At 71.5% G+C, this 11,415-nt stretch carries 12 protein-coding genes and 1 pseudogene; 5 read left to right on the top strand and 8 right to left on the bottom strand.

Annotated elements, in window-relative coordinates; translation table 11 throughout:
- Positions 1-346 precede the first annotated feature (346 nt).
- Together FF041_RS28990 and FF041_RS39470 are read left to right on the top strand one after the other, a co-directional pair.
- A protein-coding gene (locus FF041_RS28990; RefSeq protein ID WP_407698209.1) for an IS5 family transposase occupies positions 347-1,230 on the top strand; the annotation gives its coding sequence in 2 pieces (ribosomal slippage) (positions 347-713 and positions 713-1,230; 885 coding nt in all).
- Positions 1,231-1,806: 576 nt separating this feature from the next.
- Positions 1,807-2,088: a DUF4253 domain-containing protein gene (locus FF041_RS39470; RefSeq protein ID WP_228388695.1), complete on the top strand. Its 282-nt coding sequence runs from the start codon at positions 1,807-1,809 to the stop codon at positions 2,086-2,088.
- 344 nt (positions 2,089-2,432) lie between these two features.
- Here the strand turns inward: FF041_RS39470 and FF041_RS28980 are convergent, their stop codons facing one another.
- From FF041_RS28980 to FF041_RS38210, 7 genes are all read right to left on the bottom strand, one after another.
- On the bottom strand, positions 2,433-2,687 hold the full coding sequence (locus FF041_RS28980) for a type II toxin-antitoxin system RelE family toxin (RefSeq protein ID WP_323393010.1): 255 nt from the start codon (positions 2,685-2,687) through the stop codon (positions 2,433-2,435).
- Complete coding sequence (locus FF041_RS28975) at positions 2,684-3,031, bottom strand: hypothetical protein (protein ID WP_153525547.1); 348 nt, start codon at positions 3,029-3,031, stop codon at positions 2,684-2,686. The genes FF041_RS28980 and FF041_RS28975 overlap by 4 nt, the downstream gene beginning before the upstream one ends.
- A 209-nt stretch (positions 3,032-3,240) precedes the next feature.
- Positions 3,241-5,088 (bottom strand): ABC transporter ATP-binding protein, encoded by a 1,848-nt coding sequence (locus FF041_RS28970; RefSeq protein ID WP_153525546.1) that lies wholly within the window; start codon positions 5,086-5,088, stop codon positions 3,241-3,243.
- 210 nt (positions 5,089-5,298) lie between these two features.
- The gene (locus FF041_RS28965; RefSeq protein ID WP_323393009.1) at positions 5,299-5,724 is read right to left on the bottom strand and encodes a lasso peptide biosynthesis B2 protein; all 426 of its coding nucleotides are present in this window, start codon (positions 5,722-5,724) and stop codon (positions 5,299-5,301) included.
- Positions 5,721-6,017: a hypothetical protein gene (locus tag FF041_RS28960; RefSeq protein ID WP_323393008.1), complete on the bottom strand. Its 297-nt coding sequence runs from the start codon at positions 6,015-6,017 to the stop codon at positions 5,721-5,723. Before FF041_RS28960 ends, FF041_RS28965 begins: the two co-directional genes overlap by 4 nt.
- Positions 6,011-7,765, bottom strand: coding sequence for an asparagine synthase-related protein (locus tag FF041_RS28955; protein ID WP_153525545.1), 1,755 nt, complete (start codon positions 7,763-7,765; stop codon positions 6,011-6,013). Before FF041_RS28955 ends, FF041_RS28960 begins: the two co-directional genes overlap by 7 nt.
- Before the next feature lie 76 nt (positions 7,766-7,841).
- Entirely contained in the window at positions 7,842-7,994 is a 153-nt protein-coding gene (locus FF041_RS38210; protein ID WP_194292210.1) for a hypothetical protein, read from the bottom strand.
- A gap of 227 nt (positions 7,995-8,221) precedes the next feature.
- Between FF041_RS38210 and FF041_RS28950 the strand changes: the two genes are divergently transcribed.
- The gene (locus FF041_RS28950; protein ID WP_153525544.1) at positions 8,222-9,631 is read left to right on the top strand and encodes a tetratricopeptide repeat protein; all 1,410 of its coding nucleotides are present in this window, start codon (positions 8,222-8,224) and stop codon (positions 9,629-9,631) included.
- Positions 9,632-9,951: 320 nt separating this feature from the next.
- Positions 9,952-10,266 carry a hypothetical protein gene (locus tag FF041_RS28945; protein ID WP_153525543.1) on the top strand — a complete coding sequence of 105 codons (315 nt, stop codon included), beginning with the start codon at positions 9,952-9,954 and terminating at the stop codon, positions 10,264-10,266.
- A 275-nt stretch (positions 10,267-10,541) separates the two neighbouring features.
- Here FF041_RS28945 and FF041_RS28940 read toward each other — a convergent pair whose 3' ends face one another.
- Positions 10,542-10,733: a hypothetical protein gene (locus FF041_RS28940; RefSeq protein WP_153525542.1), complete on the bottom strand. Its 192-nt coding sequence runs from the start codon at positions 10,731-10,733 to the stop codon at positions 10,542-10,544.
- Positions 10,734-11,033: 300 nt separating this feature from the next.
- On the opposite strand from FF041_RS28940, the pseudogene FF041_RS39465 reads away from it, so the two are divergent.
- Positions 11,034-11,276: pseudogene (locus FF041_RS39465) on the top strand (IS701 family transposase); the annotation flags it as partial.
- Positions 11,277-11,415: the final 139 nt, after the last annotated feature.

Raw genomic sequence — 11,415 nt, 5'->3', positions numbered from 1 at the left:
GCGAATTCCCGAGGCTGTAGCGGCCACCGACCCGTACCGGACCCGGGGCGGTGCCGGGGCCTGCGGTGGCCGAATCGCCGGGGCTGATAGCCGTGTGACGGAAGGGATTTCCCGCACTCGCCACCGCCGAGACACCGCGGGCCCGAGCAGACGGGGCCACGGCCGGCACTTCGGAACACGGCCGGGCTCGCCCTCGCTGATCTCGCCGAGTGCCGGCAGCCTGCGGGCGGCGATCGCGCCTCCACTGGTCACACGATCATGGCGGTGCACCTCCACGAACTGCGCGCGGAGGTTCGGCCTCCGCTGGCCGGTGAGTTCTAGGTTGTGTCTCATAATTGATCTTGTGGTGGGTCGAGGAGAGATAACGGATGCGGCGTGGGTTCGGATGGAGCCGTTGCTGCCGCAGCGAGACGGTGCCGGGCGTCCGTGGCGGGATCACCGGCAGGTGGTGAACGGGGTGTTGTGGCGGCTCCGGACGGGTGCGCCGTGGCGTGACCTGCCCGAACGCTACGGCCCCTGGCAGACCGTCTACCGGCGCTTCGCCCAATGGGAGAAGGACGGCACCTGGGCCAGGCTTCTGCGGGAGGTCCAGGTCCGCGACGACGCGGTGGGGACCGTGGAGTGGACGGTCTCGATCGACTCCACGGTCGCCAGGGCGCACCAGCACGCGGCCGGTGCCCGTAAAAAGGGGACCCCCGCGAGGACGGACCGGGTGATCCGGCAGCGGTTGCGCGCCGCGAGGCGCCCGGCCGGTCCCGGGGCGGGCTGACCACGAAGATCCACCTGGCGGTCGACGGCCGGGGCCTGCCGCTGTCGATCGTGCTGAGCACCGGCAACACGGCCGACTGCACGATGCTTCCCGCTGTGCTCGATGCCATCCGTGTTCCACGCGTGGCGAGCGGGCGTCCGCGCACCAGGCCCGACCGGGTGGTGGCGGACAAGGCCTACTCCTCGCGGAAGATCCGCAGCCTGCTGCGGCGCAGGGGCGTCAGAGCGACCATCCCCGAACGCCGGGACCAGATCGCCAACCGAGTTCGCCGCGCAGGCCGGGGCGGCAGACCCCCGGCCTTCGACAAGGCCGCCTACAAAGGGCGCAACGTGGTCGAGCGATGCTTCGCCCGACTGAAGCAATTCCGGGCGGTGGCAACCAGGTTCGACAAGCTCGCCACCCGCTACCGGGCCGGAGTCGTCATCGCCTCACTGATCCTGTGGCTGCGGGCCAACCCGTGACGACCCACCACTAGATCAATTATGAGACACGACCTAGCATGCGCGCGTGACCTCTGACCCCCGCATGCTTCCTGACACCCCGCTGCCGCCCGGCCGAATGATCGCGTCCGATGACGGCAGCGGAGCCAAGCAGTCCTTCTGGCTGAGCGACGGCCCGGCCACTCCCGGACTGTGGGAGCGGATACGTGCCGAACATGTCCGCACCGGGCTGTGGCCCCTCCTGCTCGACTCCCGGGATCCCGGTGACAGCGAGTTCCGGCCCTGGTCCTCGGGTGAACTGTCCCCCGAGCGCATGTCCTCGCCCGGGGCTCACGACCCGGCCGGACTCCTCGCACAGTGGTGGCGCGAGCACACTGTCACCGGCGAGGACGGCGACATGCTTCCGCCCGGCGAACGGGCGGCCGTCACCGCGCCCTTCGGGCAGCGATGGCCGGGCCTCGCCCCCGCCCGTCCGGCAGGACCCGACCCCGACAAAGAGGCCGCCGAGTACGCGGAATTCTTCGCCTCCCTCCGGCCACAAGCCCGGATTGGGCTGATCCCCGCGGCTTCAGGCGCCGACGCGCTCACCGTCGCGGGATGGGACGGGCCCGCCAACTACGACACGACACCGCGAAGTTCTCCGCCGTTCTGCGAACCTGGGAACAGCGCTTCGGCGCACGCGTCGTCGCCGTCGGGTTCGACACCCTCCACCTCAGCATCGCCACACCCCCGGCGCAGCCACAGGACGCCCTCCTCATCGCCGCCGAGCACTTCGCGTTCTGCCCGGACAACATCTGGCAAAGCTCCCGTTCCCACACGCTGACCTCATACGCCGAACAACTCGTCGACACCCACTCCTGGGAATTCTGGTGGGACTGACCCCACAGCAACTGGTCGGGTGGCCGGGAGGAGTCGCACCTCCCAGCTCCCACAGATCCGTACGTAAACCTCCCGGTTTATACGGCTCTTGTCATCTGGTCACCAGACAGCCGGCAGAGAGACGTCACGCCGCCGGCACCGGCCCCCACCGCCCTGGCCGGGGGCACTGCCCGCCGCAGTGGCCGGCACCGCCCCGGCGGCCAGGAAGGTCGCGCGCGGCACCAAGGGTGCGGGTCCGCAACTGGAGCGAGTGTTGCCGGGAGGCGGCAACACCGCGACTCCGCCCCACAACCCGGGGCCGGGGGAGCTGCCCGGGTCGCCGAAGCTGTCTGTGCCGGGGCGGGTCACGCGGGTGAGGCGCCGACGGTGAGGACTTTCACGGCGATGAGGGTGCCGTCGATCTCGTAGGTGGCGCGGAAGTCCCCGATCCGCAGCCGGCGCAGACTGGTCCCGCCGAGTTTGCTGCTGGCGGACGGCTCCGGGTTCGTGCCAAGGGCATTCACCGCGCGGACGAAGGGCCTGACCTCGTCCCCGTACTTCGCCCGCAGCCGTTTGAGGCCCTCGGACGCGGCGTGCTCCCAGATAACCGTATAGCTCACGAAACCGGCCCCATGATCATCCGCTCCACCTCGGCCGCAGTGTGGGTCGGACCTCCTTCGGCGCGGACCCGCAGGGCGATGGCGAGGTCCGCGAACTCAACCGCCCGCTCCCGGGCCTGCTCGTCACCGGCGGCATCAGCCAGTACCTGGGTCCACCAGTGGTCAAGGAACGCCTCGAACGCACCACCCCCGCCCAGGGCACCGAGCTCCCGCTCGAACTCGCTGCGCCGGTCGCCCCGCACCACCGCCCGTACGGCACCGACGGTGCGATCGGTGACCTCGCCGCCGAAGCCTGTGGCCTCCCGGGCCTCCCGCAACGCGCCTTCCCATCCCCGTACGGCCATGTCTGTCCGTTCCTCTCGCGACGCGGTCTCACACGCTAGCGCCTGGCCGAACACCGGGCGGCCCACAGGGCCGAGGTGTCACCCGTCGAATCGCCGTGCGAAGCCTTCACGGCCCGCACGAGGTCGTGCCCTCCCTGCCGGCCCACCGCGCTCGCCACCGCAACCGCCTGGTTGCTCATCCATTGCCCATTTCACAGCTCCGTTGTCCATCAAGACGCGGAACCTACAACAGCGTCGGTCGGGTCGGCTCGGCGGTCCTGCAGGTTCTTCATCTCCGCGAATGGGCCCTCTGCGGCGAGGAGCTCGTCGTAGGTTCCGGTCTCGGTGATGCGTCCGTCGTGCATGACGATGACGCGGTCGGCGACGGCGGCGTTGGCCAAGCGGTGGGTGATGAACAGGGTCGCCGCGCGGCCGTGGGCGAGGGTGCGCAGGCGGGTGAAGAGCTGGTGTTCGGCGCGGGCGTCGAGGGCGGAGGTGGGTTCGTCCTTGTGGAAGCCTCGGGCGATGGCGAGGCGCTGCCACTGGCCGCCGGAGAGGTCGTGGCCGCCCCACCAGGAGCGTGCGAGGGAGGTGTTCAGGCCGTGGGGGAGCTGGGCGAGGACGGTGTCGGCGCCCGCGTGGCGAGCGGCTTCGTGGACGGCCCGGTCGCCGCCGGGGCGAGGACGGCCGAGGGTGACGTTCTCGCGGGCGGTGAGGGACCAGCGGGTGTAGTCCTGGGGGACGAGGGCGATGGTCTGCCACAGGGTGTTCGGGTCGAGATCCTGGGTGGGGTGTCCGTCCCAGGTGATCGTGCCCTGGGTGGGGAGGTAGAGGCCGGTGAGGAGGCGGGCGAGGGTGGATTTGCCGGAGCCGTTCTCCCCGACGAGGGCGATGACCTCGCCGCGCCCGATGGTCAGGTCGACCTTGTCGACGGCGGGCGTCGCGGTACGGGGGTAGGTGAAGGTGAGGCCGCGGGCTTCGATCAGGTCCGGCCCGGCGGCCGGGGCCCGGAGGGTTCCCCGGTTCATGGCCCAGGCGGGGGCGGTGTCAATGAACGTGGCCCAGTCGGTGACGTAGAGGCCGGTGGTGAACAGGGAGGCGGAGGCCCTCACGCTGCCGGTGAGGGCGGCGTTCGCAGTGCGGACGGCGAGCACGGTGGTCGCAGCGGCGGCCACGCTCATGTCCCCGTTCACCAGGAGGAACACGATGCCGGCCCAGACGGCGGCGGTCGTGGCGGCGGCGAGGAGATCACCGGCCCCTTGGGCGAGCGCGCCGCGGCGGGCTCCGGCGTACTGCTCCCTCTCCAGCCGGTGGGAGGTGGCCCGGTACTGGTCGAGGAGGAAGCCGCTCATGGTGTAGGCGCGGACCTCGGGGGCGGTGGAGCCGTCGGTGGCGTACTGGGCGAGGACCCCGCGCAGCCGGCTGTCGGCGAGGTTGCGGTGGGCGGTGGCATGGGTGATCTGCGCGGCCCGCACCGCCCCCCACACCCGCGGCACGACGGCCAGCAGCATCACGGGCAGCAACAGGGCGTTGAGGGAGGCCACGACCACGGTGGCGGCGGCGAGCTGCGCGGTCGCGGAGACGAACCCCTGCGCCCCGCCGACGAGTTCGCCGCTCTTCTTGGCCCCCTCGGTCGCCGCGAACCTCGCCTTGTCGAACCCTGGGTCGTGGTAGGCGCCGAGCTCGGCGCGGGTGGACGCGGCAATGACGGCGAGATCGGCCTCCCGGTGCACCTGGGGGGCCAGCCGGGCGGCGGCGAGCCGACTGCCCGCGTCCGCGAGGTAGGCCAGCCCGGTCGCGGCGGTGACAACAAGCAGGGCGGGAACCGCGTCCCGAAGACGGCCTGCGGCATCACCCGGGGCCAGGAGATGGGCGAGGAGGCTGGCGATCGCGTGCAGGGCGGCCGCGGTGAGCAGCGCGCAGACGAGGGTCCCGGCCAGCAGCACCAGGACGCAGCGCCGGTCTGCACGCCAGCCCAGGCGCCAGGCACGGGCGAGCGCGGACGGCAGACGGGCCGCGATCGCCCGGGCCGTGACAGAGGCTTGCCGGGCCTCGTGCGCGTCTTCCTTCAGACGCATCACCGGCGGCGCGCCCGGCACTGGGGCAGCGACGGCGGCCGGAACGGGGAGGGGAGTTGAGGGGTTCACGGGCTCCATCGAATGGCTCCCGCCGCGGTGCGATCAACCCGTTTCCATGCTGCCGCAGGCGCGTTGTGGCTGCTCCCGGCACCCGTGGGGTCAACTCGTACGGGAGAGGAGTCCACTCGTTCGGGTGAACGTGGCCCCGGTTCAGGTGCGGTGGACGGCGGTCCACAGATGGTCGCCGCCGTTGTCCTCGTCCGCGCCGATCCGGGTGCCGTCCACGGTCTCGACCCAGGAATGGAACGCGGCGGGGAGAGTACGGGCGCCGTGGACGAGGCGGCAGCGACGGCCGGTGAGAGCGACGGCCAGCACGGTGGCGGCGGCCCGGTCCTTGCAGTCCAGCTGACCGCGCCACCATGACGTCCGGCAGGCGGTCACGGCCTCGTGCACGGCGCGCGCCCGCCGCGCGTCGGCGGGAGGAAGCCACCGGACCGTACGGGCGAGAGTGATGCGGGCGCGGGGCCGCCGGTGCTTCGGTAGCAGCCGGACCGTGATCACCACCGTCATGGCGCAGTGGGCCACCAGCCGCAGTGCCCACGGAGGTGGTGCGGCGGTACGGACGACACGGGTCACCGCCACCACCTCCACGGGATACGGCGCGAACGCGACGGCCTTGTCTCGGTGATCAGACCCGCCGCCGTCAGCTGGGCCACGGCACCGGTAACGGCGGCCTGGGTGGCGGTGATGTCCCCGCCGGGGCCGGCGAGTTCCCCGGCTGCCTGGTCCGGGTCCTCTCCCTGGGTGACGGTGTCCCAGATGCGGGCCAGGGGCCCGTCCAGGATCCGCCAAGTCCCGTCGCGCAGGTTCAGCACTGCCGTCGCCTCCTGACAGCGGGCCCAGTGCACACCGGCCGCCGGGGTCAGCACGCGCCCTCCCGCATCCGGTCGCGGGCGGCGAGCCAGTGGCAGGCCGTCACCAGGCGCTGGAGATTGTGCAGAGCCGTCGCGTGGTGTCCGGCGATCCCGGACAGAGCGGTCAGGGCGCGGGAGGCGTCCACCAGACCCTCGGTGACGAAGGAACTGGTCTGAACGAGCGCGGCGAGGTCGGTCCTGCGGCTCATGCCGCCGATCAGCTGGCGGGTGAAGGAGCCCTTCGACGTCCGGCCGGTCAGCCACACGGGAAGCTCCGGGAGGGCCGCGGCGAGCAGCGGCTTGAAGGACACGGTGCTCCACCGCTCCAGGGGGTCGATCGCGAACGCGGCCCGGACGACCCGGTTGTCCAGGTAGGGGTGCGCCGGCCGGACCCCCCAGTCCCGGGCCAGCGGAATCGAATCCCGGACATCGGCGCCGACCATCCGCAGCGCATCACGCTGCGCGGCGACGTCCGCGCGCTCGTCCAGGACGTGCTGTGAGGCTTCGTCGAGGAGCCCGGCCACACGGTCACGCCCGTAGGGGGTGAGCCACCCCGCGAACGGGCCCGGCCGGCACCACGTCCACACCGGCGAAGGCCCCGTGAACGCCCCGGGCCCAGCGGTGCGGATGGCGGCGGCGGCCGCGCGCAGCGCGCCGGCGTGTCCCAGCTCGGCGTGCTGCGCCACTGTCTGCCACAGCGTCCGCGGGGAGCGGTTGTGACCGCGGGCCCACCGGGTGATCTCCTTGCGTGCGGCGCGGCGCCGGCCCGTCTGCACCAGGGCGATGAACCCCGCGCTACTGGAGTCGAGCACCACATCGCCGCCGTGACCGGTCAGGTGCACCGGCCGGCCAGCCGCCGGGGCCAGGTAGATGCGCTGCTGCGGCATGTTCAGGCTCATCGCCACCGGCTGCTCGGTGGACGGCTGCCCCTCCGACCAGGTGAACGGCCTCTGACCGGCGCGGCCTTCACCGATGTGCAGCGTCGTGCCGATGTGGCCGGCCACGCGCCGGGCGTAGAGGAGGTCCTCGGCGCTGGTGTACGCATCGCGGTAGGTGACGGCGCAGATCTCACCGTGCCGGGCGGCGAGGATCGCCACCGTGGAGGAGTCCAGACCACCGGAGACATCCGCCCCCGCCAAGCCGCCCGCAGACCCCATCCGGACGCTGACCGCGCCCCGGAGCGCCTCGCCGAACACTGCCGCCCCTTCCACAAGGGAGCAGCTCACCCCTGTGTCGCTCACGTCCACCACCCGCACACTGCCTGCGCGGCCCAGGAGCAGCCCGAAGCCTCCGGGAACCGCCCGGATGCCGTCGTACAGGGTCCGCTCGGGCCAGTGCTCCGGGCCCACCGCGATCTGCGCGCCCATCAGCGGCAGGTCGACACGGGCCGCCAGATGGTCGGCGAGGCGTCCGATACTGGTCGACCACCGGACATGCGATCCGTGCCGGGCGTAGAAGACCGCGCGCGCCCCAGCCAGGTCACCGCACACGAACATGTTCTCGCCGTTGCGGGCCAGCACCCAGTAGGCGCCGGGAAGCCGCGTCAGCGTGGTCCACTCCCCGCGGGCTGCCGCTCCCAGCAGCTCGTCCCGGTGCTCGTCGACGGTTCCTGCGTCCCCCACCAGGACTACACGGGCCCGCTCGTCAGCGAGCACGACGACACGGCACCCCGGCCCCGTGCGCACCCCCGGAATCCCGCCGGCGGCGCCTGTGCCCCATCCGGGGTCGTCCGGTGCCCCGCCGGTGATCCATTTTTCGGTCATGAGCCTCACCTTCTCCCTCGGGAAAGGACCCGGGCGGGCCGGTCACCGGCCCGCCCGGGATGCGTGTGACAGGTGCTCAGCTGGCGCTCTCGAAGTAGTTCGTGCCACCCGTGTCAGCGTCGTTGAAGTTCTGCTGACCCAGCGTGGCCTCCTCGACGGAGAAGGCGGGCGGGAGGGTGAAGACGGCCGCAGGGTCGATCATCTGCGCGGGAGGGCTGGTCAACTGCATGAGTTCCTCCGTGATGCTCGGATCCAGATGGTGTCGCCGCGGCTTCAGCAGCCCCGGCACCACCAGATCAGCAGCCCCAGCCCGGTCCGCACAACGCGCCGGACACCGCCGATCGCGCCCGCGAAGCCGCCGCGCACCCCGCCGAATTCCGCCGAACCGCCCCGCAGACCCTGTCCGGCCCCGGCACCCCGCTCTAGGCTGGGAGCGCCGCCGGCCATGGAGGGCGCATGCCCCGGACGAACAAGACGCCGAACGACCTGCTGAGTCACTGGATGGCACGCTCGGGGATCTCCAACGCCGAACTCGCCCGGGCCGTGACCCGCCGCGCCCGTACGGCGGGGCTGCGCGGCGTCTGCCCCAGCGAAGGCCGGGTACGCGCCTGGCGCCAGGGCGAGACACCCCGCCACCCCGTGCCACAGCTGATCGCCGACCACCTCCGCCACACCCTCGGGATCCACCTCACCTGCGCCGACATCGCCATGCCCGGAACCGTCGCCGCTCCGGCGGGCCCCGACCTTCCGTGGGAGCCCCGCTCCACGATCGCCGTCGTCGACCACCTCACACGGAGCGAACTGATGGACCCCCACACCCGCCACACCAACGACGCCCACACCCTCCACACCGGATCCGAACTGCTCACCCCCCTCCAGCAGTGGGCCGTGGCCACCCCTTCCACCCTCGCGAAACGCGGCGCCGGACGCATCGGTATGAGCGACGTGGCCGCCATCCGGGAACTCACCGGCATGTTCCGCGACGCCGACAACCGGCACGGCGGCATCCTCTCCCGCAAAGCGGTCATCGCCCAGATGCAGGACGCCAACACCCTCCTGAACACCGCCACCTACACCGAGACCACCGGGCGCGCCCTGTTCGCCGCCGTCGCCGACCTCGGATCCGTCGCCGCCTGGATGGCCTTCGACAGCGGCCAACACCGCACTGCCCAGAAGATCTTCATCATCGCCCTCCACGCAGCCGGCGAAGCCGGAGACAAAGTGCTCGGAGCGCACATCCTCCAGTGCATGGCCCGGCAGATGTCCCACCTGAACCACTACGACGACGCCCTCGACCTGGTCGCGCTCGCCCAGTACGGCGCCCGACGGCAGGCCACCTGGGCGACGAGATCCATGCTGACCGCGCTCGACGCACGGTTCCAGGCCATCGTGGGCCAGCTCGACGCGAGCGAGCGCGCCGCCGGACAAGCCGAGGAGCACTTCGCCCGCGCCACCCTTGCCAATGAGCCCCCACACATGGCGTTCTTCGACGAGGCCGAGCTGTCCGCCACCCTCGGCGTCGCCCACCAGATCGCAGCGAAGCACGACACCGCAATTAGCCGTACCCGCCGCGCGGAACGATCCCTCCAGCTCCTGGGCCGGGCCCTCGAACTCCGGCCCGCCCACCGCGTCCGCAGCACCGCCTTCGACCACCTCGGAATCGCCCGAACCCACCTGGCCGTCGGCGAACTCGCCGGGGCGTACCAGGAGACCCGCAGGGCCCTGGACCTCTTCGCCACCATCGGATCCACGCGGGTGAGCGACCGGCTCGGCGAACTCCACGACGAAGCCGCCCCCTACGCCTCCTCCCAACAAGCCGCAGCGCTGAGGGAAGAGATCAAGGAAGCAGTCACCGCGGCAGCCTGATGGGCTTGCCGGGTCGGAGAGACTCGGTGTTGTAGCCGGCAGCAGGTGAGCACTTTTGCCGCCGGAACCGTAGAGCGCGGGTCGCGCACGCAGGTCTGGCGTTCACCGCCGCGCGCCGCTCCCGGAGCGTCCTGAATGGCCCCGCCTACCGCACCCAGCACTCCACACTGGCCGCCGATTCCGTACGGAAAGATGAGCGACGGCACCCGTCCCGGACCGGAGAGGTCAGGGGCGCGGCCGAAGGTGCCGTTACGGCGCACACCATCACCGCCAAGGAAGGGTAAAATGCCGTATTCCTCCACCGCTGCCCGGGAGCTGTCTTGACGAGCGAGAACGACCGCACCGACATCGTCCGCCACGCCGAGGAACTTGCCGCCGATGCGCGCAACGCACGGATCATCGACGCCAACCTCGCGCGTCTCCGCACCCATGACCTGGACGCGCGCCGCGCGTTCGGCGATGTGACGTTCACCGCGGCACTGATCGACCGACGGCTGAACCGGAGGCTCGGCACCGCACTGGAGAACTACGCCAACGCCAAGTACGCCGAAGGCCGGATGGACCAGTACGGAGACCTCTTCCGCGGGACCGACGACTTCGATCCGGCGGAATGGGACACCAGCACTGAGGCATGACACGGCGCGAGCCCCGGGACCGGGCGGGTGGCCGGCGGTCGGGCGGAATGGAACACCCGGCCACCGCAGACGTGGCACCCCGAACCGTCCCTTCGGCACCACCATCGTGCTCGCGCTCGTCGCCTCCCCACTGCCCGCCGCAGTGGCCGGCACGCCCCGGCGGCCAGGAAGGTCGCGCGCGGCGCCAAGGGTGCGGGTCCGCAACTGGACTTCGACGCCGCCCTCACCCACCACGACCCCTACGACCTGGAGCGCGAACTGCGCGGCACGATCATCTACGACAAGCCCGCCAGTCCGAAGCACACATAGCCCTCGGTGACATCGATGCCGCCCTCGACACCGGACGGCAGATCCTCACCGCCATCGACGGTATTGACTCCGCCCGCGCCGTGGTCGGCTTCCTGGAACTCTCCGCCTGACAGTCCCGCCCCGCGAAAGCCAGGGAGGGCGAATATCCGAATAGACAAGACATGACCCATCTGCCGGGACCTTCCGCGCAGCACTCTCCGGATCCGCCTCACCTTCGTCGGCATCGGGCATGCCAGGACCCGTCACCGTTCCGGCGGGTCCCGACCTGGAGTGGGAGCCTGCTCCACGATCACGGTAGGCAACCACCTCACACGGAGCGAGCTGACGGACCCCCGCACCCACACCCTCCGCACCGGTCCCGACCTGCTCACCCCCCTCCAGCAGTGGGCCGTCACCACACCCTCCGTCCTCGCAGCCCGCGGCGGCGTCCGCATCGGCATGAGCGACGTGAACGCGATCCGGGAACGGGCCGCAGCGGCCTCAGGCGGATGTACTCGCGGTTCGCAGCCCTGCGGATCCGGCCTGCCGGACGCGAGGTCCGCCAAGCGGCCCGCGACCCGGAACTGCCCGAGTGGCCCGCCTCCGCACCGGAACCGGTCCAGCTCTGGATCTCCGACCTGCCCGTGGACACCCCGCTCACCACCCTGGTCCGCCTGGCCAAGCTCCGATGGCGCGTCGAACACGACTACCGCGAACGGCGCTGCCCGGGAGACTTCGGCAAGTGCCGCCCCCTGGTGTCAGGCTTCCGAGACCCGGAGACTTCGGCCAGGTCCCACGTGGTGCCGTCGATCAGTTCCCTGCCGTGGAGCGCGCCGGCCGCTGATCGCCCAGCACCGTTCT

Source organism: Streptomyces jumonjinensis, from assembly GCF_009600885.1.
Classification (GTDB): Bacteria; Actinomycetota; Actinomycetes; order Streptomycetales; family Streptomycetaceae; genus Streptomyces; species Streptomyces jumonjinensis.
This window is presented reverse-complemented; position numbering and strand designations above follow the sequence as displayed.

What these genes read in the sequence shown, in the direction of transcription:
- FF041_RS28970 (WP_153525546.1), bottom strand. Translation starts at nt 5,088, where the DNA reads ATGCGTCTGAAGGAAGACGCGCACGAGGCCCGGCAAGCCTCTGTCACG.
- FF041_RS39470 (WP_228388695.1), top strand. Translation starts at nt 1,807, where the DNA reads ATGGGACGGGCCCGCCAACTACGACACGACACCGCGAAGTTCTCCGCC.
- FF041_RS28955 (WP_153525545.1), bottom strand. Translation starts at nt 7,765, where the DNA reads ATGACCGAAAAATGGATCACCGGCGGGGCACCGGACGACCCCGGATGG.
- FF041_RS38210 (WP_194292210.1), bottom strand. Translation starts at nt 7,994, where the DNA reads ATGCAGTTGACCAGCCCTCCCGCGCAGATGATCGACCCTGCGGCCGTC.
- FF041_RS28950 (WP_153525544.1), top strand. Translation starts at nt 8,222, where the DNA reads ATGCCCCGGACGAACAAGACGCCGAACGACCTGCTGAGTCACTGGATG.
- FF041_RS28975 (WP_153525547.1), bottom strand. Translation starts at nt 3,031, where the DNA reads ATGGCCGTACGGGGATGGGAAGGCGCGTTGCGGGAGGCCCGGGAGGCC.